This window comes from Protofrankia sp. CiP1_Cm_nod4 (genome assembly GCF_982290645.1).
The window spans coordinates 1-21,118 of the sequence record NZ_CEVIVC010000085.1 but is presented as its reverse complement, the minus strand read 5'-3'; the positions used below and the strand labels follow the sequence as shown (position 1 = coordinate 21,118).

Annotated in this window: 19 protein-coding genes; 10 read left to right on the top strand and 9 right to left on the bottom strand. The window is 68.5% G+C overall.

Going from position 1 to position 21,118, the window contains the following annotated elements:
- The 3 genes from AC5LSR_RS16060 to AC5LSR_RS16050 all read right to left on the bottom strand — a co-directional run.
- Positions 1 to 856: DNA methyltransferase (locus tag AC5LSR_RS16060; protein WP_493465227.1), on the bottom strand; the 856-nt coding region annotated here is incomplete at its 3' end.
- Between the two features lie 84 nt (positions 857 to 940).
- On the bottom strand, positions 941 to 3,256 hold the full coding sequence (locus tag AC5LSR_RS16055) for a BPTD_3080 family restriction endonuclease (protein WP_493468635.1): 2,316 nt from the start codon (positions 3,254 to 3,256) through the stop codon (positions 941 to 943).
- A gap of 153 nt (positions 3,257 to 3,409) precedes the next feature.
- A complete protein-coding gene (locus AC5LSR_RS16050; RefSeq protein ID WP_250284257.1) occupies positions 3,410 to 4,000 on the bottom strand; it encodes a DEAD/DEAH box helicase family protein in 591 nt (196 codons plus the stop codon).
- 443 nt (positions 4,001 to 4,443) lie between these two features.
- On the opposite strand from AC5LSR_RS16050, the gene AC5LSR_RS16045 reads away from it, so the two are divergent.
- The gene (locus tag AC5LSR_RS16045) at positions 4,444 to 4,917 is read left to right on the top strand and encodes a helix-turn-helix domain-containing protein (RefSeq protein ID WP_052914604.1); all 474 of its coding nucleotides are present in this window, start codon (positions 4,444 to 4,446) and stop codon (positions 4,915 to 4,917) included.
- A 211-nt stretch (positions 4,918 to 5,128) separates the two neighbouring features.
- Positions 5,129 to 5,740, top strand: coding sequence for a class IV adenylate cyclase (gene cyaB, locus AC5LSR_RS16040; protein WP_076843543.1), 612 nt, complete (start codon positions 5,129 to 5,131; stop codon positions 5,738 to 5,740).
- Here the strand turns inward: cyaB and tmk are convergent.
- From tmk to AC5LSR_RS16020, 4 genes are read right to left on the bottom strand one after another with little or no spacing between them, the layout of a single operon-like run.
- Positions 5,656 to 6,288: a dTMP kinase gene (gene tmk, locus AC5LSR_RS16035; RefSeq protein ID WP_250284255.1), complete on the bottom strand. Its 633-nt coding sequence runs from the start codon at positions 6,286 to 6,288 to the stop codon at positions 5,656 to 5,658. The two genes, cyaB and tmk, sit on opposite strands and share 85 nt — an antisense overlap.
- The gene (locus tag AC5LSR_RS16030) at positions 6,285 to 7,751 is read right to left on the bottom strand and encodes a B12-binding domain-containing radical SAM protein (RefSeq protein WP_047223159.1); all 1,467 of its coding nucleotides are present in this window, start codon (positions 7,749 to 7,751) and stop codon (positions 6,285 to 6,287) included. The genes tmk and AC5LSR_RS16030 overlap by 4 nt, the downstream gene beginning before the upstream one ends.
- Entirely contained in the window at positions 7,735 to 8,541 is an 807-nt protein-coding gene (locus AC5LSR_RS16025) for a DNA glycosylase family protein (RefSeq protein ID WP_217699289.1), read from the bottom strand. Before AC5LSR_RS16025 ends, AC5LSR_RS16030 begins: the two co-directional genes overlap by 17 nt.
- A 45-nt stretch (positions 8,542 to 8,586) precedes the next feature.
- Positions 8,587 to 9,426 carry an ATP-binding protein gene (locus AC5LSR_RS16020; RefSeq protein WP_250284252.1) on the bottom strand — a complete coding sequence of 280 codons (840 nt, stop codon included), beginning with the start codon at positions 9,424 to 9,426 and terminating at the stop codon, positions 8,587 to 8,589.
- 175 nt (positions 9,427 to 9,601) lie between these two features.
- Here AC5LSR_RS16020 and AC5LSR_RS16015 point away from each other — a divergent pair, with 175 nt between their 5' ends.
- Positions 9,602 to 11,098 (top strand): NsdA family TPR-like regulatory protein, encoded by a 1,497-nt coding sequence (locus tag AC5LSR_RS16015; protein ID WP_493468634.1) that lies wholly within the window; start codon positions 9,602 to 9,604, stop codon positions 11,096 to 11,098.
- A gap of 10 nt (positions 11,099 to 11,108) precedes the next feature.
- On the opposite strand, the gene AC5LSR_RS16010 is transcribed toward AC5LSR_RS16015, so the two are convergent.
- The gene (locus tag AC5LSR_RS16010) at positions 11,109 to 11,810 is read right to left on the bottom strand and encodes an HAD family hydrolase (RefSeq protein ID WP_250284249.1); all 702 of its coding nucleotides are present in this window, start codon (positions 11,808 to 11,810) and stop codon (positions 11,109 to 11,111) included.
- A gap of 1,184 nt (positions 11,811 to 12,994) precedes the next feature.
- Here AC5LSR_RS16010 and AC5LSR_RS16005 point away from each other — a divergent pair.
- The 6 genes from AC5LSR_RS16005 to AC5LSR_RS15980 all read left to right on the top strand — a co-directional run bounded on the left by AC5LSR_RS16005 (position 12,995) and on the right by AC5LSR_RS15980 (position 19,027).
- On the top strand, positions 12,995 to 13,312 hold the full coding sequence (locus AC5LSR_RS16005; protein WP_250284246.1) for a hypothetical protein: 318 nt from the start codon (positions 12,995 to 12,997) through the stop codon (positions 13,310 to 13,312).
- Positions 13,287 to 14,564, top strand: coding sequence for an ABC transporter substrate-binding protein (locus AC5LSR_RS16000; RefSeq protein ID WP_250284244.1), 1,278 nt, complete (start codon positions 13,287 to 13,289; stop codon positions 14,562 to 14,564). Before AC5LSR_RS16005 ends, AC5LSR_RS16000 begins: the two co-directional genes overlap by 26 nt.
- A 16-nt stretch (positions 14,565 to 14,580) precedes the next feature.
- Positions 14,581 to 15,492: an ABC transporter permease gene (locus AC5LSR_RS15995; protein ID WP_250284243.1), complete on the top strand. Its 912-nt coding sequence runs from the start codon at positions 14,581 to 14,583 to the stop codon at positions 15,490 to 15,492.
- A gap of 98 nt (positions 15,493 to 15,590) precedes the next feature.
- On the top strand, positions 15,591 to 17,456 hold the full coding sequence (locus AC5LSR_RS15990; RefSeq protein WP_250284241.1) for a dipeptide/oligopeptide/nickel ABC transporter permease/ATP-binding protein: 1,866 nt from the start codon (positions 15,591 to 15,593) through the stop codon (positions 17,454 to 17,456).
- Positions 17,443 to 18,435 carry an ABC transporter ATP-binding protein gene (locus tag AC5LSR_RS15985; RefSeq protein ID WP_250284238.1) on the top strand — a complete coding sequence of 331 codons (993 nt, stop codon included), beginning with the start codon at positions 17,443 to 17,445 and terminating at the stop codon, positions 18,433 to 18,435. The genes AC5LSR_RS15990 and AC5LSR_RS15985 overlap by 14 nt, the downstream gene beginning before the upstream one ends.
- Positions 18,436 to 18,490: 55 nt before the next feature.
- The gene (locus AC5LSR_RS15980) at positions 18,491 to 19,027 is read left to right on the top strand and encodes an LLM class flavin-dependent oxidoreductase (RefSeq protein ID WP_250284236.1); all 537 of its coding nucleotides are present in this window, start codon (positions 18,491 to 18,493) and stop codon (positions 19,025 to 19,027) included.
- On the opposite strand, the gene AC5LSR_RS15975 is transcribed toward AC5LSR_RS15980, so the two are convergent.
- Positions 18,990 to 20,837, bottom strand: a complete 1,848-nt coding sequence (locus AC5LSR_RS15975; RefSeq protein WP_250284233.1) for an HAD-IIIC family phosphatase — start codon at positions 20,835 to 20,837, stop codon at positions 18,990 to 18,992. The two genes, AC5LSR_RS15980 and AC5LSR_RS15975, sit on opposite strands and share 38 nt — an antisense overlap.
- Positions 20,838 to 20,870: 33 nt before the next feature.
- On the opposite strand from AC5LSR_RS15975, the gene AC5LSR_RS15970 reads away from it, so the two are divergent.
- A partial coding sequence (locus AC5LSR_RS15970; RefSeq protein ID WP_493468633.1) for a hypothetical protein occupies positions 20,871 to 21,118 on the top strand: 248 nt, incomplete at its 3' end.

Genomic DNA, 21,118 nt, shown 5'->3' with positions numbered 1-21,118 from the left:
CATAAAGTTCTCTATACTTAAGATGATCATAATCGTAAGCATAACAAAGTATATAGTCACAAACGCCAGCCAGATACTGGGCCGTCGCCGCAGTGGTTTTACGGAACGTCACCAGCGACACCATGTTCTCGCTGCCGAAAACTTCGTCCAGTAGGCAGCGGACGAGGTGGACGTTTTCGTCGCCGATCTGGACGAAGATGCTGCCGGAGTCGGTGAGCAGGTCGCGGGCGACCGTCAGGCGGTCGCGCAGGTACGACAGGTAGGAGTGGATGCCCAACTCCCAGGTGTCGCGGAACGCCTTGATCTGCTCGACCTCGCGGGTGGCGTCCTCGAGCTTGCCATCCTTGACATCCCGTTTGCGGGTGGAGACCTGCCAGTTCGAGCCGAACTTGATGCCGTAGGGCGGGTCAAAAAAGATCATCTGGACCTTGCCGCGGAGGTCCTCGCGTTCGGCGAGTGACCCCATGACCTCGAGGGAGTCCCCGAGGATCATCCGGTTGGACCAGTTCGCCGCGTGCCGGTAGTAGTCGACCGCGTCGAAGTCGTCCAGGCCGTCGAAGTCGGCGAACAGGTCGAGCTCATCCTGCTGGGCGCCCCGGGCGGATGCCTTGCGGACCTCCTCGACCAGCACCAGCGGGTCGATCTTCTCCTGGATGTAGACGGGTGGGGCGGTCACCGCGAGGTCGACCGAGTCCTGCGCGTCCTTGCCCTTCCAGACCAACTGCGGGTCGAGCGACGGATCCCGCTGGTACACGACGGTGACCGGCTGCTCGACCTCGTCGGGGATGAAGTCGTGCGCGTCCGCGGTGGGGATGTTGACCCGCTTGTCGTCGTGGCGGATCGACGTCACTGGCACCGGGCCCGCCTGCGCGGGCGCCTTTCTACGCGGCGGCATGCTTGTCTTCCCCTCTCCTGGAACCGGTCACACCGCCGGGAACGGTCATGTCGGCAGCCCGGTGATCGGTGCGTCCGCGTGGAGCAGGTCGATCGCCTCGTCGAGCTTCTCCCGGGTGGTCACCGGATCGGTGATCTCGATGTAGCCCCAGCGGCCGTACCCGCCGTGGTTGTTCACCGCGGCGCACCACAGGTTGCGGGCGGTGTCCGCCTTGCTGGAGGTCATCGCCCGCATCGTGGCATTGTGCGTCTTGAACGAGCCGGACACCTCCACGATCAGATGCCGGGGCACGTCGCCGTCCCGTCGGACCAGCCGCACCAGAAAGTCCGGCAGATAGCGGCGGGTCCGCGCGCCGTGCACGTAGGGGATGTCGAACTCCAGATGGTCGTTCTTCACGTAGGCCGCGACCTGCGGCAGGGACTCCAGCGTCTGGGCCATGATCTGCTCCCAGGTGTTGCCGTCGAAGCCGTCGAGCACGACATGGTTGACGTGGCACTTCCGCGGGTCGGTCCGCATCGTCCGCTTCGTGGTGAAGAAGTCGACGGCATCGGTCGAGCCCCACGGGTCGTACCGGCGGAAGATCGGGGTGGCCCGTTCCTCCCCGGGGCCGCTTTCCGGGGTGATCGCGTGCCAGATCTGCTCGGCCGCGATCTCCCGCAGCTCGGCGAGCGTGAGATGACCGACGCGCGCTCCCGGCGCGTAGGTCACGCACTCGTCCAGCCACTGCCGGGCGATCCGGACGAGATCCGGGAACAGCCAGCGCCGGGGCTGCCCGCCGGCGTCGTTGAAGAAGCGGTTGAGCATCGTGTGCGCGAGCCGGAAGGCGACCTCCTGCGGCCGTTTCCCGGCCAGCTCGCTGAGGTCGTGGACCTCCTTCTCGCCGACGACCCCACGGATCTCCGTCCAGCTCGCGATGTCGAACGGCACCTCGAAATGGTGCTCCCTGCCGAAGTCGGCGGTGAGCCGACCGTCGGGGATCTCGATCCGGTAGCCGTCGAGTTTCGGGAAGACGATCCGCGCGTCCGCCCGGTCCTCGACCGCCTTCACCTGCGTCTGCGGCCGGCGCGGCCGCGGGTCGGCGTTCTCCGGTGAGACCCGGATGAAGGAGAACGGCACGCCGTAGACCTCGGCGTATTCCGGCTCGAACATCCCGTCCTCGTTCACCGTGTACGAGCGTCGACGCAGGCCGCGCCCGACCACCTGCTCGCACAGCAGCTGCGACCCGAACGCGCGCACCCCGAGGATGTGCGTGACCGTGTTCGCGTCCCATCCTTCGGTGAGCATCGACACCGACACGACGCAGCGCACGCCTTCACCGAGCCGGCCCGCCTTGCCGACGGTGTTCATGACCTCGCGCAGGATGGTGGCGTCGTCCAGCTCCTCACCCGGCCGGCCGGTGCGGGCGGCGTGCTCGGCCCTGAACGCCTCGATCTCCGCGGCCGCGATCTTCTTGAAGTCCTCCTTCAGGCCCTCGCCGGACTCCAACTGGATGGAGTCGACCAGGATCGTGCGGGGACGCGCGAGCCAGCGCCCGTCCCCGACGTTCGAGAACAACGGCAGCGCCCCCGGCACCAGGGCGCTCACCCGGCCCATGGCCTGCTCGAAACCCGAGACGAAGTCGTAGACCAGCTTGGAGACGGTCGTGTTGTTGCAGACCACGATGAACACCGGCGGCGTCTCACCGCGGGCGGCCGCGTCGGAGGACTCCCAGCGGGCGAACGCCTTGGCGTAGTTGCCGTACAGGCTGCGCAGCGCCCCCTCCAGCGCGCCGGGCAGGCCCTGGCCGGCCAGCGTCGTGCCCTTCGGGAGCCGTTTCGGCAGCTCGGTGCCGACCTTCGACCACAGGTGCAGGTAGGCCACCTCGTCACCGATGGCGTCATCGTCCACCGGCACCCGTGGGATCTTGACAATGCCGGCTTCGATCGCGTCCATCAGGGAGAAGTCGCTGACGACCCAGGGGAACAGGTAGCCCTCCGGATAACCGGATCCCTTGAGGAAGAACGGTGTCGCGGACAGGTCGTACACCGTCTTGATACCGATCTTGCGGGCGATGTGGCGCAGCCCGGAGAACCACACCCCGGCCTCGGCGTTGCGGCTGTGCGCCTCCTTCTTCTCCTCTCCGGCCAGGTCGTCCTCGGTCGTGGCGTTCTCGCCGACCGCGGCCGCCCGGCCCCGGTAGCAGTGGTGCGCCTCGTCGTTGAGCACGATGATCTCGGAGGAGCGGGAGCTGGAGAACTCCCGCAGCACCCGGTTGACCATCTGGTCCGGGGTCTCGACGAACGGGTCGTCCGCCCCGCCCGCGGTCAGCAGAAGCTTGGTGTTGGCCGAGATCCCCCTGCCCTCCTTCGTCGCGCGCGGCAGGAATGGAGTGGAAGTTCGTGACGACGATCTCGGCCTGGCGCAGCGGGCCCCACAGATCTGCCGGGACGAGATCGCGCTGCTTGTAGTAGTTCTCCTCGTCCGCGGGGAGCAGCACCCGCAGCCGGTCCCTGATCGTGACGCCGGGTGTCACGATCAGAAAGCGTCGGGTGAAACGGGCGCGTTCGGGCTCGCGACCTTGTTCAGGGTCTGCCAGGCGATCAGCATCGCCATCACGACCGTCTTGCCCGCGCCGGTCGCCATCTTGAACGCGACCCGCGGCAGCCCGTCATTGTGGTCGAGATTCTGCTCGGCCAGGGCGTTGCGGACCCACTCGTCGCCCTGCTTCGGCGCGGCCTCGGCGATGAAGACGGCCGTCTCGGCCGCCTCCCGCTGGCAGAACAGGACGCGGTTCTCCCGCTCCTCGTCCGACCAGTACTCCAGCAGACGGCGGGTCGTCGGGGTGACGTTCGGATAACGCCGCTGCCGCCAGATGGCGACCCGGTCCCGGATCTGGTCGACCTGCTCGTTACGACGGCGCCGTTCCGCCACGTCGAGGATGTCGAGCTCGGTCTGCACCGCCTTCCCCCGGCCCTTGCGAGGGGTGGGAACCGGGATCCACGACTCGCTGGGCCGCCGGACGGCGGCGAGCTCGTCGGTGATCAGGCCCTGCTCGTCGAACTGCCAGTGCCGTCTCGGCTCGGCGTACGGCGAGTTGATGATCGGATTTTCGATCACCGCACTCATGACGACGGTGTCACCTCCCCCCACTGGCCAGGCAGCGCCTGGCCTGCCCCCACTGGCCAGGCAGCGCCCGGCCGACACATGCCGGCCGACCACCCTGCCCCGGGTAACGACAGCATGGCCGGACGGACAACCAGCACAGCGTAGCGATCGGGCCCGACAGGTCCGCTATGCGGCCGGGCAGCGCATAGCGTTACATACCGGATACTGTCACGGCCCGCGAGCCGGTTCACCGCAAGCCGGGCTGCGGCGCGGAATTCATCGCCGTCCACCCACCAGTGAGGCGAGTTCGTCGAGACTCCCCTGCCCACCGGCTTCCGGGCTCGAGAGATCCCAATGATCCGACTGCGTCCCGCGATCGAGATCGAGATCGAGTAGATTTACAGATGCTTCAGATAGAAGCTACTATGATCATCGATGGCGGAACCGGTGACGCGGGAGGAAGCATGACGTCCCATCCGGCGGTTCTTGAGCTGAACAGCCCGGACGCCCCGACCCGACGGGCGTCGTCGGACCTCGCATCGGCCGTGGAACAGGCGATCGCGTCATCAGACTCCGGGTCGGTGGTGCTCGTCGTGGGCGGCGTACAGGTCGACGCGCCCGTGGCCGTGCTGCGCGCCCTGCTCCACACGGCTTATGAGCAGGCGGCCGGGCATCGCGTGCGGATCCTCTCCCCCGACTCCACCGGCGAACTGACTCCGAACCAGGCAGCGGCCTACCTGGGGATCTCACGCCCGTTGCTGCTGAAACTTCTCGACGACGGGACCATTCCGGCCCGGGCCCTTCCCGGCAGTCGCCACCGGCGGGTCGCAGTGGCCGATCTGGAGGAGTATGCGGCGCGAAAGACGAAACGGCGTCGAGCACTGGCCACCGCCATGAACGACATGATAGACGCCGACCTGTATCTCCCAGCCGACTGACAACATACCGGACCGCCGCCATGACCATCGCGCGCGTTTTTGCGACTGAGGAAGTCCATGCCTCCTGGTCAATGGGCTATGAATAACGCTCGTTATGTCATGCGTAACAGATTTTTTCCTTCGTGGTGGACATGCGGGGACAACCCCGCTCTCGCGCCTGGATGACGTCTCGCTAAACTGGTTGCAGTCGTTCCAACTATGGAGGTAGCCGGTGCGCGAGGTCGAGGTCAAGTATTCCGTGGCAGACCCGGAGGCGCTGCTCGTCGCCCTCAGGGCGCGGGGTATTCATGTTGGCAAACCGGCCTACCAGGATGACCAGGCATTTGCCCCGGTGGGCTGGTCCTTCGGGGACAGCAGGCTTGGAGTTTCGTTCCTGCGGCTTCGCACAGTGGACGGGCGCCACTGGCTCACGCTGAAGGAGCCGGGCGTCAATGCTCAGGACTGCTTGGAATACGAGACGGAGGTCGCGGACCGCCGGCAGATGCACGAGGCCATCCTGCGTATGGGGTACCGCGCGACCGTCCGCGTGGCGAAGACGCGGCGCACCGGCCAGCACGGCGACGTGTCGCTGTGCCTGGACGAGTTGGAAGGGGTCGGGACCTTCCTGGAACTCGAACGGATGGTGCCCGACGACGAGCCCGCCGCCCAGATCCAAGAGGAGCTGGCAGCCTTCGTCACGGCGCTGGGTGTCCCGGCCGCCCGCACGACCGAGACGTATGACTCCCTCGTGCGGGCGGCTCAGGAAGGAGCGGTGGTCCGGCTACCTTCCCGCCGGGAGAGCACCGAAGCTGCCAGTACGGCGGCCACCTCTTCGGCCGTCTGAGTCCCGATGTCGTGTACCACGACGGCGTAGCCGGCGGTTTGGAGTTCGGCGGCGACGGCCCGGTATGCCTCGGCCTCGGCTGCACCGGCTTCCGGGCCGCCGCGGTGGAAGCGGCTGTAGAGGCCGCGCCGGGCCACCCGCTCGCGGGAGCGGATGGGATCGCCGGTGAGGATGACGGTCAGGTCGGGCCGGTCGGCTTGCTCGGTTAGCGTCCATAGAAACTTGGCTGGTACACCGTCGAGGCGTTGCAACACGAGGGATGAAGCGACGTAGCGGTCGCAGACCACCACGGTGCCGCTGGCGAGGGCGGGACGGATCTCGGTTTCGAGGTGCTGGTAGCGGTCGGCGGCCACGAGGCAGGCCAGAGCCAGACCCTCGTAGTCGTCCGTGCCAAAACGCGTGAGGCTACCCAGGGGACTGGCCGTGGGTTCTTTGGTAGCCAGCACAGGCAGGCCCTGTCCCGCGAACTGCCGGGCCAGGGCCGCGGTGATCGTGCTCTTACCGATGCCGCTGGGGCCGTCGATGGCGACGAAAAAGCCCCTGTTCATCGGCGGATGCTGGAACGGGCGTGCTGCTCGCGGGATAGCTCGATGAGGGCGGCCCGTACCTCCTCCACATTGGCCTCCCCGAACTGAATATTCACCGAGAAGTTGAATTCATCGCGCCCCCGCATGGCTTCGTCGACGCCGCCTTTGGTGAGGTCCACGGCGGTGTAGGCCAGCAACTGTGACGGCTGGTAGCGGCCGGTGGCCAACAGCCGGCTCCACTCCGGTGTGCCCGGATACGGCCGGAACTCGAAGACGGAGGCCCGGAAGCTCCCCGGATGTGGATCGGCCACTTCCCACAGCTCCCTGACATGACGGACGGTGGCGGCCAACTCGTCGCGCGTCTCGGTGGGGAAGCCGAGGATGAAGTAGCCCTTCACCGAGATGCCGCGCTCGGTGAGGCGGCGGACCGCGGAGCGGGTCATGTCCGGCATGATGCGTTTGCCCATGTACCCGAGGAGCCGTTCGCTGCCGGACTCGACGCCCAGAGCCACCTCGCGCAGGCCGTTGGCTGCGAGCAGATCGAGCAAGGCGTCGTCGGCCCGGTGCAGAATGTTGATACGGCCGGTGGCGTCCCAGACATAGCGGCCACCGATGCCGTGGGCTGTGAAGGCGTCCATGCAGCGGCGGATGAATCGTTCGTAGCCCAGAAAGAGATCGTCGACGAAGCGGAAGGCGGTTACGCCGTAGGCCTCGTGCAGCGCCTCCATCTCGGCGATGATCCCCGCAGGTGTGCGGGTGCGGATGGTGATGTCGGGGTTGGCGCTGACGGCGGCGCCGCAGAAGGAGCAATCGTAGGGGCAGCCGCGGGCGCCGACCATGTTGGCCTCTATCCGGCCGTCCGGCGCCTCGTACGGGTCGTTCGCCAGGAAGCGGCGGTCGACGAAGGGCAGGCGGTCCACGTCGGGTGCCAGGTGGTGGCCCGCGCCTGGCCTGCCGCCGGTGACGGGCTGGTGCAGAATTGGGTCGAGCCACATGACACCGGGCAGGTCGGCCCGTGCGCGCCTGTCTCTCAGCAGCTCCGCCACCCGGGTCTCGCCCTCGCCGAGCACCAAAGCTTCGAGAGCCCCGAAGCGGGGGTCGGTGATGATGGTCTCGGGCATGGCTTTGGCCTGATGGCCGCCCACCATGACGTAGATGTCCCGGTCCAGACCGGAGGCGATCTCCGCGCTGATCTCGTACGTCGGTGCCAGCAGGTTGAAGCCGGCCCAGCGTGGACCGAGGCGGTTCACAAGCTGGCAGGTTTCCTTGACGCCAAGCCCGAGGGCTTCGGCGTCGACAATCCCGACGTTGAAGCCTTGCGCTGCCGCATACGTGGCGATGTAGGCCATGCCCAGAACCGGCAGGGTGAAATCATTGACCCGGGGCCGCAGACTATAGTCCCGCAGCGGGGCATTGACAAATACCGCGTCGAGCGGACGGCTCAGGTCGGCGCCCCGAACGGCGCCGTCATCCGATATCTCCATACTGCGATCCCCAAGCAAGGGTCAGAAGGGTGAGCGTAGAAAGGTGTTCGCTGGCTAGATGGCGCCACTGGGCGCCGAAAGCGCGCTCGTGGTGGAGCCAAAGGTGTGACGGGGCGGCCCGTCCCGCCCAGGTCCGCACCGCCAGATCGGCGTAGGGATACAGGCTCCAGTCATTTGTGTAGTCAGCGATCGCCGCGCCGGCCGTCCACGGGCCGATGCGCTGAACGCCTTGCAACTCGTCGACGAGGACGGGGAGGGAAAGACGGCTCCAGCCGACACCATGCTTCAGATATGCCGTGGCGGCAGCCCGCAAGGCAGCCCGTTTGAAGGCAAGGCCAAGTTCGGCGAACCGCTCATCCGTCAGAGCAAGGATGGTCTCCGGCGTAGGAAACAGCGCGTAAGCGTCACCATCCGGCAGCGGTACCTGCTCCCCGTGAGCCGCGCACAGCTCGCGGAAGAGCCTCTTGGACTGCCCCGCCCGGATGACCTGGCGCAGGATGGCAGTACCCAGCGCTTCCCACAGCGACGGGTTACGGAAGCGCCCCACCCGCCCAAGTCCGGACAGTTCCTTCGCCAACTGCGGCACCTCGGCGGCGGCACCGTCCGGCAGGCTGAAGACGTCTGCCGCCGGCTCGGTGTCGTCTCCACCGAGCGCGGTGAGGGTGAGGCTGTCGCCTTCCACCTCTGCCAGGACCGGGCCACCCGGCAATGCAAATACGCGGCGCGCCCCTTTTTCGGTGGGGAGCCAGGCGGGGTGTTCGGTCATCCAGCTATCTGCGACAAGCGGCATGAGTAAAACTCCGGGTTACGGTATGCGTGGGCGAAAAGTGGAACGCTAGTATCTCACAGCGTCACCCCGAGGCAGACTGGTGTCAAGGGCGCGCAGGCCGTCCAGGACTCGCCGTAATACCACTAGATCATCGAAAACCAGACCGGGATCGGTGCGGGCGACACTCGGCCGGCGGTATGGAAGAAGAGGTGTTGGCGCCTCAGCTTCAGCGGGTATCGGCGCCTCGATCTGGCACCAGGTGACTTTGCCCTGGCCGGTGGGCGACGGGTAATAGGCTGCAGCGAGGCTCAGGGCTTCCACGATGTGAAGGCCCCGACCACCCTCGCCATCGAGGCATTGATCTTGGAGTACGGGCAGTTGTGGACTGCGGTCCCAGACTTCGATGATGAGGCTTGCGGCGGCCCAGCTGAGGCGCATGGTCACGATGGATTTCGGATTACTGTCCAGCGCCTGGGTGGCCCGGACCGCATTCGTGATGAGCTCCGAAACCAAGAGACCGGCGGTGTCGATGAGATCCCCAAGTCCCCGGGTCTGGAGTAACTGGGCTACCTCATGTCGGGCCAGCGCCGGGGCCGTGGTGGTCGCGGCGAACTGATGGACGCTCGACCGCAGATGGGCGGCTGGCTGCGGAGCCACTGCGGACGGCAGGTTCATGCCGGCTGAACCGCCCAAGCGGCGTAGCTCGGCCGCAACCGCTTCCGTCCGCTCTTCGATGACCGCCTGCCCCACGGCCGTGGTGGGTAGCTCGTCTACGGCGCAAGCGAGGGCGACGCCAATGGCTTCCAGATGTCCCCACGCGGCCGCGAACCCAACGGCGATGCGGTGCAACGCCGCAGCGCCCGGCGGTCCCAGTGCGGAGTCCTGCCCTCCGGTGTTTGCGTCCACCGGCCCTCCCGTCCTGATATGAAGATCACCCGATGTGGACAACGCCCGGAACCGGGGAGCCGTACCTCGACCCGGCCCCGGGCGCCTGGGCTCAAGCGTGAACGAGCATCCCGGACCCCACCATGCCCAGGGATGTATGACGCCTATACGTGATGTTTCCAGGATTTGACCCGGGGTGACGGGCGTGTGTTTACACTGTTGCCGAGCGCGCCGGGACGGCCGCGAATGGGGACAGGTCGGGGAAAATATGAACGTCGCACCGGGCCGGTACTGCCGTTCCTGCGGGAGCCGACTGGCCCGCTACAACGCCACCGGATCCTGTGCGGCGTGCCAGCGCAAACGGCAGGAACTGCGTCTCCAAGCCCCGGTGGTGCCAGATCATTTCTGGCAGACGGACGAGCTGCGCGATGCCTTGGCCAGCTGGCATATCGGCCGGGTCGTCGCCGCCTACCGACGCAATCCGTGGCACGGCCGGGTGCTGTCCCAGGAGCTGGTCGGAGGATGGGTCGGTATCTCCCAGGTGCAGCTGTCCCGCATCGAGTCGGGCCCGCCGATCAAGGACCTGGACCGGCTTGTGATGTGGGCACGGACCCTGCGCATCCCGGGACGCTTCCTGTGGTTTCAGCTCCCCGAGCAGCGCAGCGAACCGGTCGAGTCCGCCCCGGCGGCGGCGGCCGTGCCCGTGGGGCCGGATCTGCCCGCCTTACTCGGAAGCCTGACATCTGGCCGGCTGCCCCTGGCCGCTGGCGAGAGACGCACACCCACCATCGGGATCTCGGCCTTCGACGGCATGACCAACGGCCAGAGTGCCGAGTTGCTGCTGAAGTTGTTCTTGCAGCTCGACGACGAACTAGGTGGTGACAGTCTGTATCTGCCCTTGTCTCGTTACGTCGCCCGGATGGCAGTGACCGTAGAGCAGGACTCGGGCGACGGGCTCGTGCCCTTCGGACAGTTGTCCCAGATGGCCGGCTGGCTGGCGCTCGACGCCGACCACCACGGGACGGCCCGCCGCTACTTCACCACCACGATCTACGTAGCGCACGAGGGCGACGAACCGGGCTTGGCCGCCAGCGCCCTAGCGTACATGAGCTTGCAGGAGACCTACCGGGGGCGGCGAGGGCCGGCACTGTCACTGGCGCAAACCGCGCTGGCCTCGGGGACCACGAACCTCACGCCGCTGACCAGGACGATGCTGGGCACCCGCCTGGCCCGTGCCCAAGCCGGGGTGGGTGACCAGGACGGCTGTCTGCGAAGCCTTGACACAGCCCGCGCCGACTTTGAGCGCGCCGGCCACCGCGATGAACCACTGTGGGTATCCTACGTCGACGAGGTGGAAGTAGCGGCCCAGGAGGGTGCCTGCTTCCTCGAACTGGGCTTGACGACCGAGGCCTCGACGGCGCTGACGGAAGCCATTGATCTGCTCACCCGACGGGCGCCCTACCGGGTGCGGGACCGGGTGCACTACCTGTCCCGGCTGGCCAAGTGCCAGTTGCTGGCTGGCAACGTCGAGCAGGCCTGCCAGACAGCCGGCAACGCCCTGGAGGTGAGCGAAGCCATCGGATCCACCCGGGTGGCCCTGCGCCTGAAAGAGTTTGCAGACGGCTTGGCGCCGTTCGGCGCAGTGCCCGCGGCCCGGGACTTCGCAGAGCGGTTCCGCCTGGCGACGACCTGACCCAGCGGCTTTAACCAACGAGGCCGAAGACAGCCGCCCGTAGGGCGCGGGGCCGGGTGAGATCTGGCAGGACAGCATCAGCCCCGGAAGCCTCAAGATCCACCGCGGTACTACCGCCGGTGGCAACTCCCACCGCCCGCACGCCAGCATCGTGGGCGCCTTTCACGTCGTGCGGCGTGTCACCGATGACGACGGTCCGGTTCGGTGGGAAGGTCACGCCGTACTTGGCCTCGGCCCGCCTGACCGCGAGCCGTACCAGTACGGTTCGGTCGCTGTCGTCATCCCCGAAGCCGCCAACTTCCAGGTCAATGTGGTCTTCCAGGTCGAAGACGTGAAGTTTGGTGGCCGCGATGGAGCGGATGTTGCCGGTCACCACGGACTGCACCGTGTCCTTGGCCACCAGACTCGCGACAGCCTCCTTCGCACCGGGCAGGCGACGGCCGGACTCCCTCATCCGGCCTTCGAGCTGGCGGGCGGCCTGACCAAGAGCCTCGTAGAAGGCGTCAAAGGTCGGCTCGTCGTCCGGCACGCCGTTGAGCCGGAGCGTGTCCAGCAGAATCGCGCGCTCGGTGCGGCCGGTCATGTCGGCCAGCTCCCGCAGGGGACGGCCGGTCACGAACTGGAAGGCGCGGGCGTAGATCTCCCGGCTGACCGGGCCAATGGTGACGAGGGTGCGGTCTATGTCCCACAGGATGAGGGCGGGTACGGTCACTTCACCATGATCTCACAGCCGACCCGTATGTGAATCGACTGGTTTTCCACTTGGACCTCGACGTTCGGTGCGGCCCCGAGAACCAGAGCGGCCCCCTATTGTGAACAGCACGATCCGGTTCTACGCGGACGAGAGCGCACGCGGCGTCGGCCGGAAGCCGGAAGCCGCCAGGCGTGATGTCGTTTATCCGGGACACAGGTTCGTGCCGGAATTCCCCCTGCCGAAGAAGGCCGCCCGGTTCATGGCGGAGGTACGGCCGCGGGCCCGTTTCCTGGGTCAGGCGCCGTGGGCGCCGGTCGTGGCGAAGCCGCCGAAGGCGAAGCCGGTGAAGGCGCCGACGGCCGACAACGTAACCAGGTGGGCGCTCCGCGCCACCGGCCGCATCGCTGACCATGGGAACTGGCGGGCAGCGCGCGCCTCCGAGGAGCGAGCTCCTGGTGGAGGCCTTGCTAACCGGAGTACCGTGCCGGTACGGTGTCGGATGCGACATATGATGATCTCGGAGGAAGGGGCACAATGGACGACCGCGTTCCCGTGTGTCCCGTTCCGGTTACCCTCGACGGCGTGTACAGGGGCGTGAGGATTCGGCGGATGAGCTTCTTCCGTCGGCGTCATGTCGACTTCGGTGTCGTTGTGACCGCTTCCTGTCCGGGTCCGGGCGGATCGTTCAACCGGGCATCCCGCGAAATCTCGGGCCGCCACAGGCCGAGCAGCCGGTAGTCGTTTCCGAACAGATCAGGGACGACGAGTCAGGGACTCTGACACCAGCCACCCGGACGCTGGCCACCCGGTACCATCCGCTCCCGTATCACCAGTCATTTCCAGAAATTGACCCGCATCCTCCGCGACGGAAGCTCTCCTGCCCCGCCTTCCGTACCGACCGATGAATCGTCACGGCCCGGTCACGTCCGTGCCAGTCGTGGCCCAGCGCCGGTCATGTTCTCGATGTTCGCCTCGACATCTCACAAACAAACGCCGAGGCGTCCACATCAGGAATGTCACGGCGGCACGTCGTCCATGCTGACACTTCATCCGTGTCGACACGGCATCCACGTCGGCATGGCATCCACGTCAACACAACAACAGGCGCACAATTATATGACACACCACAAAAGAATCCGGTCATCACAAGATTCAGCGGACGCAGCCCGTGGCCCGCCGTACCCGTATATGAATGGAACACGGTGCAGAACGTCTTATCCGCTGTCAGCCGTCGGCGCCGCCACCGGCGCGGTCGACGCCCCGTTCTCGCCGCCGTCGTAGTAGCGGCGGTCGCGCTGACCGCCGCCGCCTGCGGCAGCGACGACACGGTGTCCTCGGACCCCTCCGCCGCCAGCGGTGTGCTGAGCTGGTCGATACCGCCACTGTCGACCTGGGATCCCGTCGCCTCCAACTCCGGTATCGACGTCACCCCGCTGAGCCTCGCCTACGCCTCCCTGACACGGCTGGCGCCCGACGGTGATGCCGGGCCAGGGCTTGCGAGCGTGGAAGTTCTCCCCTGACGGACTCACGCTCACCTTCACCCTCCGCCCCGGCCAGACGTTCTCCGACGGCGCACCGGTCGACGCCACGGCGATCAGACAGAACGTGGAACGGGGCAAGAACCAGACGGGCTCGCAGGTCGCGCCGTCCCTCGCCGCGATCGCCTCGGTGGACGCGGCCACCCCGACCGAGGCCGTCTTCCACCTCAGCCGCCAGGACTACGCACTGCCCCTCGTCCTCGGCGGGCGCAGCGGCATGATCGTCAGTCCCCGGGCGCTGGCCGGTGACGTGAAGGCGCTGGCCACGAAGCCCGTGGGCGCCGGTCCGTTCTCCCTCACCAGCTACGTGCCGGACGGCCAGGCCGAGCTGACGCGCAACCCCGCCTACTGGGACGCGGCGAACATCCACCTCGCCGGGGTGACCCTGAAGTTCCTCTCCGACCCGGCCACCATCGCGGCGGCGCTGCAGAGCGACGAGATACAGCTGGCCAACTACATCTCCCCACCGCAGGCCAAGGCGCTGACCGCGGCGGGCCTCCAGGTGGAGGAGTTCCGCAGCCTGCAGATCTCCAACCTCGCCATCAACCGGACGATCAAGCCGTTCGACAATCCGAAGATTGTCGAAGCGCTGAACCACGCCGTCAACCGGCAGGAACTGCTGGACAAGCTCAACGCCGGCCACGGCGAGGTGGTCTACCAGCCCTTCCCGCGTGGCTACGTCGGCTACAACCCGTCACTTGAGAACCTCTATACTCACGATCCGGCGAAGGCCAAGGCGCTGCTGACCGAGGCGGGATACGACGGCACGCCGGTCGTCATCAGCTACTTCACCAGCCCGGGCGGGGTGGACCGCGAGGTGGAGGCCCAGCTGTTGCAGGCCCAGTTCGAGGCGATCGGGCTGACGGTCAAACTGGAGAAGATCCCGTTCGGGCAGGTCGCCGAACGCTTCTACGTCAAGCGCGAGGTCGGCCTGCTGCTGAGCGGGACCTTCGGCCGCGAAGCCCCGGCCCAGCAGCTCGCGACCACCGCCACGCAGTACAGCAGCTACGACCCGGCGGCACTCACCGAGGCGCTGAAGAACGTCGCCCGGTTCCCGATCGACGACCCGGGCTACGCCCCCGCCCTGCAGGAGGCCACAAAGATAGCCGCTACCAAGGGCTCGGATGTCCTGGTGTTCTCCCAGCCCTGGCTGCTCGCCCATTCGAAGAAGCTGACGGGCCTGGTCGGGTATCTCACCTCACCGCGGCTCGAAGGCGTCCGGCTGGCCGGGTAGGCGGACCCGCTATCCCATGACCGAGATCACACTCGGCCCGCGGGGCCGGCGGGCGGGAGCGACCAGGGTCGTCCTGCCCGCCGTCCGCCGCGTGGCGGCGTTGCTGGCCACGGCGGTAATCGTGGCGCTGATCAGCAGCCTGGTCATCTTCGCCCTGACCTTCCTGTCGCCCAGCGACCCGGCCGCGCAGAAGCTCGGCCAGAACGCGACCCCGGAGCAGGTCGCCGAGCTGCGGCACCTGTGGGGGCTCGACCGCCCCTTCGTCACCCAGTACCTCAGCTGGCTGGGCGACGCCGTCAGCGGGGATCTCGGCAGGTCGTACTTCTCCGACATCCCGGTCGCCCACAGCCTGGGGCAGCGGCTCGCGGCCGACCTGTCGATCGTGAGCGTCGCCGTGGTGCTGGCCGTGCTGTTCGGCGCCGCGGCCGGTATCGCGGCGGCGGTGTGGCGGGGAAGCGTCGTCGACCGGCTGGTGACGGCGGTGTCCTCGCTCGCGCTCACCGTCCCGGTGTTCCTGGTCGGGGTCGTGCTGGTCGTCCTGTTCGCGGTGACCTGGCGATGGCTGCCGGCGAGCGGGTACGTGCCGATCGCGAAGGATCCCCTCGACTGGCTCCGCCATGTGATCATGCCGGGATTCACGCTCAGCCTGCTGCCCGGCGCCGTCGTGGCCCGGCAGCTGCGCACCTCCCTGGTGAGCTCGCTCGGGGAGAACTACGTCGTCGGAGCGAGGCTGCGCGGGCTGTCCCCGGCTCGGATTCTGTTCGGCCACACGCTGCGCAACGCCGCCGGGCCCGCCCTGGCCACGCTCGGCCTCGAGCTGCCCGACCTGCTCGGCGGGGCCGTCGTCGTGGAGACGGTGTTCGGCCTGCCGGGGATCGGACGATACGCGTTGCAGTGCGCCACCAGCCATGACGTGCCAGTCATTTAGGGAGTGCTGCTGGTGACGGTCGCGTTCGTCCTGATCTCCAACATCACCGTCGACACGCTGCTGTCCCGGCTGCGGCCGGCCACCAGGGAGGAGCACCGATGAGACACGCCCTGCGGGCCGTCTTCTCCTCGCTGCCCACCCGGGCGGCGGGCCTGTTCATCATCGTGATTCTCACGGTCGCGGTGACCGGTGAGACGCTGGCCCCCCACGACCCCCTGGCCCAGGACCTCGACTCGGCCCTGGCCGCTCCCGGCGGAAGCCACTGGCTGGGAACCGACTACCTGGGACGGGACACCCTCAGCCGGCTCGTCGCTGGCACCCGCGAGACGATCTTAAGCGCCGTGGCGATGACGGCCCTCGGCGCCCTGCTCGGCGTGCTGCCGGGCATCGCCTCCGCACTGCTCGGCCGCTGGTCCGCGTTCGCCGCCCTGCGGACGGTCGACGCGCTGCTCACACTGCCCACCGTGATCTTCGCGGTCGCGGTCGGCGGGCTGTTCTCGAACGGCCCGGCCGCCCTGGTCATCGCGATCGGGTTCCTGATGGCGCCACGCTTCTTCCGCATCGTCCGGGCCGAGGCGCTCGGTTTCAGCCGCACCCAGTACGTCGAGTCGGCCGCCCTGCTGGGCGCCTCTCGATGGTGGATCATCCGCCGGCATGTCGGGCGCAAGGTCCTGCCGACGATCGCTGTCACCACCTCGATCACGCTGGGCGGCGCGGTGTTCACCAGATCGAGCCTGAACTTCATCGGCCTGGGCAGCCAGCCTCCCGCGCCGACCTGGGGCGGCATGCTCGCGGTGACAACCAGCCATCTGTGGGAGGACCCGCTCGCGCCGCTGTGGCCCGGGCTGATCATCGTCCTGACGATCTGGTCGTTCCACACCCTCGCGGACGGGCTGCGCGAAGGCCTCGACGTCAGAGCCCCGAGGCATTCGCGTCGGGGCTTGTCCCGCGCCACCTCACCATCTCCCGTCACCTCGCCCGACCTGTCTGAGCAGGCCACGGCTGGGCCGGGGAGCCCGGCCGCCACGGACACACCGGGCATGGGCACAGCCGACCGTACGAGTAGCGGGACCCCCCCGAATGTTCCCGACGACCCGGTGCGCCGGGAAGGCTCCGGTGCCCCGCTGCTGCGGGTGACGGATCTGTGGGTGACCGCGCCCAGCCACACGGCCACTGGCCACCGGGGCGACGTGGTACGCGCGGTCGGCTTCACTCTCGGCCGTGGTGAGGCTCTCGGGCTCGTCGGCGAGTCCGGCAGTGGGAAGACCCTCACCTGCCGCGCGCTGCTCGGCGCCCTGCCGGAAGGCTGCGTCGTCAGCGGCGGAACGATCGTCTTCGACGGCCAGGACGTGACCGCGCTGACCGAGAAGCAGTGGCGCCCGCTGCGTGGCGCCCGGATCGGGACGGTGTTCCAGGATCCGGCGTCCTACCTCAATCCGTCGCTCACCGTCGGCCGGCAGCTCACCGAGGCCCTGCGCCGCCAGGGTGGGCTGGGCCGGCAGGCGGCCCGGCAGCGGGCCCTCGAGCTGCTCTCCGCGGTGGAGATCCGGGATCCGGCGAAGGTCGCCCGGCAGATCCCCAGCCGGCTCTCCGGCGGGATGCAGCAACGGGTCATGCTCGCCGTCGCCGTCTCGTGCGAGCCGGACCTGCTCGTCGCCGACGAGCCGACCACGGCACTCGACGTGCGTACCCAGGCCGAGGTGCTGGCGTTGCTGGCGGCCCTGCGGACACGGCTGAACATGTCCCTGCTGTTCGTCACGCACGACCTCGACATCGTGGCGGGCGTGTGCGACCGGATCGCCGTGTTCCACCGTGGCCGCATCGTCGAGACCGGCCCGGCCGACGAGATCGTCCACCGGCCTTCCCACCCCTACACCCGTTCCCTGGTCGCGGCGGTCTCGGCAGGCGCTGTGCCGGCCGCCTCCCCCGGGTCCGCTCAGGAGGCTCCGATTGTCCGGGTCTGAGCTCGTGCCCGCCGCCCGCAAGCACTCCGACGCGGCCGGCGAACCGATCACCGCCCAGCTGCCGGCCGACGCCGGCCCAGCGGCCAGCACCGGACCGTCCCACGACCTGTCTCCCGCGGACGACGAGCCGTTGCTGCGGGTGGCTGGCCTGCGGGCCGGTTTCCACGGCCCGGACGGGATCACCCACACCGTCCTCGACGGCGTCGCCCTCACGATCTCCCCCGGCGAGATCGTCGGGCTGATCGGGGAGACGGGATCGGGCAAGACGACCCTGGGCCGGGCCGTCGTCGGCCTCGTGCGCCCCACCGCCGGCACGATCCGGTTCGAGGGTACGCAGATCCAGGGCCTGCGCGGCCGGCACCGGCGGGCGCTGCGCCGCCGTGGCCGGATCCAGTTCATCTTCCAGGACCCGCTGCGCTCGCTCGACCCCGACCAGCGGGTCGTCGACATCGTCACGGAAGGGCTCGCGATCCGCCGGGAGCTCGATCCCGCGGGACGCCGTCAGCGCGCCGCCGAGGCCCTCGTCGCCGTCGGCCTCGGCCCGGAGTTCCTCGACCGTCTGCCCGGCGAGATCTCCGGCGGCCAGCGCCAGCGGGTCGCGATCGCCCGCGGGATCGTCACCCACCCCCGGCTGCTGATCTGCGACGAACCGGTCAGCGCCCTGGACGCCGCGAACCGCACGCACATCCTGCGGCTGCTCGCGCGGCTGCGCGACGACCAGGCGATAGCCATGCTGATCATCTCGCACGACCTCGCGAGCATGGCGGACGTCGCGGACCGGGTCGCGGTCCTCCACAACGGCCGGATCGTCGAGGAGGGGCCGACCGCGCGGGTGTTCACGGCACCCGAGCACTCCTACACCCAGTTACTCCTCGCGTCGAGCCCGCTGCCGGCCCCCGGCCCCGGTCCCGAGCGTTACGGCCGTGACCACGGCCCGGCCCCGGCCCTCTCGGAGCCCGGGAGCACCGTCACAGGCTGAAACCGGCATCCCCGGGAGCGGCCAAGAAGAAGCATCCGAGAAGGAGTGGACGACCATGACAGCAGACCGCAGGCTGAAGCTGGGCGCGTTGCTGCACGGGCTCGGCAGCGCGGTCGCGGGCTGGCGCCATCCCGACGTGCCCGCGGACGGCTCCGTTGACTTCGAACTCTACCAGCAGTGGATCCGTACGGCTGAGAAGGGGCGGTTCGACCTGCTCTTCATCACCGACACCCTGCACATCAACGCCAACTCGACCCCGCAGTACCTGACCCAGTTCGAACCGATCGCGCTGCTGGGCGCACTCGCGGCAGTCAGCAGCAACATCGGCCTGGTCGGGACGGTGTCGACCACCTACAGCGAGCCCTACACCATCGCCCGGCAACTCGCGACGATCGACCACATCAGCGGATACGGCCCGCCGTCACGGCGGGCCGTACTGCCGTCTGGTCAGTATCTGTTGTCTGGCAAGTATCTGTATCTGTTGTCCGGGTCCGCCAGCACCTGTTCCGCCGGTGCCTGCCGGCCACTTCTGCCGGTGCCTGCCGGTCACCCGCCTACGAGCCAGCCACCAGGGTTTCGTCGAGCAGGGTGACGTAGGCAGGGATCTGCGTGAGCGACGTCAGATCGTGCCGGAACGTCGTCGCGCCATCGCCGCCGTCCCGCGCGTTCGCCCCCCGCGGGCCGTCCACGGATGCCGGGCTGGTCGGGGCGAACCCGTGCCGGGGGTAGAAGTCAGCCACGATGCGGTTCTTCGCCGTCGGCCGGTAGGCGGCGACGACAGCGCGCGCGCCCGTGTCACGGGCGCGTTCGAGCACGGTCGCCAGGCACGCCTGCTCGATTCCCCGGGAGAACACCCGGCAGCTCAGCAGGAAGTTGTCGATGTGCACGACCTCCTCCACCCGGCGCAGGAAGACCACGCCGACCAGGCCGTTGTCACCGAAACGGTCCGCGGAGCGGATCGTGAGAACCGTGTGCTCCGGCCGGTCGAGCAGATCGCGCAGGTCCGGCGCGGGCAACCGGCGGGTCGTGGTGTTGAACTGGTTCGTCCGCAGGGTGAGCTGGCTGACCCGGGGCACGTCGGCATCCCGGGCGACCCCCAGCCGCACCACGATCTCCAGGCCGCTCAGGTAGTCCTCGATCGAGGTGAAGCTCTCCTGGAAGTCGCGGCGGTCGAGCTCCTCCCGGTAGCGCCGTGCCCGGACCCGGTCCTCGGCGGTCAGCTCCCGGGTGTCGAACCAGCCGTCACGCAGCACCGCGTCCAGGTGGCCGGCGGGATCCTCGTCGACGGCGACCACGGCGACGTCCGGCAGCTCGGCCCGGACGAGGCCGCGCTCGTAGGGGGAGTCATCGACGAAGACGAAGCTGTCGACCCCGATGTTGAGCGAGGCAGCAAGGTCCAGCAGGTTCTCGTGCTTGGGCCGCCAGTTGGCGATGACCCGCACGAAGTCGTCCGGGCGCAGCGTCATCTCCGGATGCCCGGCGAGCGCGTCGCGCACCACGTCGGCCTCGTTCTTGCTGACCGCCGCGAGCAGCACACCCTGCGCCCCGATCTGCTTCACGACCTTCTGCACGGCCCGGAACGCCTCACCCCGGTAGGAGCCGGCGACCTCGATGCCCTCCACCCCGTCGTCACCGACGATCCCGCCCCACAGGGTGTTGTCCAGGTCGAGCACCAGGGCCTTGCTGGTACGCCCTGCGATGTTGCGGGCGAGGTGGCCGGCCTCCCGCGCGTAGGCGGCGAGCAGCTCGGTGGACAGGTACGCCTTGGCGTAGACCGTCAGCCGGGGGTCGGTGACCGGCACGCCCTCGGCGACGAGCGGGTCCAGATCGAGCACCACCAGCGCGGGAAAGCGCTCGGTGAGGCCGAGCAGCCGGGCGTTCGCCCGCCGCCACACCGCCCCCAGCCGGGCCCGCGACCGATGGTCGACGAGCTGGGCGGTGAACCGGCGTGGCAACGGCAGCGTGTTGAGCACCAGGGTTCCCCGGCTGATCTCGGTGAAGCGGGTGACCAACGTCTCGAGCAGGGAGATCTTGGCGTCCAGGACCCGTTCGACCGCGTCGGGATCCCACGGAAGCGGCACCTCGTCGAAGACGATCGTCGGGTCGAGCAGGGCCAGGACGAGATCGGCCCCGTGGGCGTGCAGGGAGCTGCCGGGATCGGTGAGCTCGAACACGTAGCTGTCGAAGGCCCCCAGATGGGGGCGCAGCAGCAGGCCATGCCGGCCCAGTTCCCCGGCCAGGGCCGGCAGCAGCGCAGACACCGTCCCGTGCGCGGTGACGGCGATCCGCACGACCGGGGTCGACGGATGCTCCCGCAGCACCTCGTCCGGGTCGACCTGGGCCAGCAGGCGCCCCGCCCGGGCCAGCTCCTGCGCGGAGGCGTCCGCCAGCAGCTGGCGCACCCTGGGGAACTCGGCGGCTGTCCGACCGTCACGGTGCAGGCCGAGCAGGTCGGTGGCGGCCCGCCGGCCGCCGGCGGGTGCCGCGGAAACGCCTGGGATGGGCCGCGCGGAACCGTGGAATTGGAGACCGTCATCGCCGGAACCTTTCTCGAGAGCGGATCAGCATCGATCCACGGGCGGAGTTCGCCAGCCGTCGTGACCGCATCGGAGTATCCGAACGCCATCCGGCCATCCGGCCATCCGAAGGCCGCGGACACACCGTCAAATCATCCGGGCAGCTA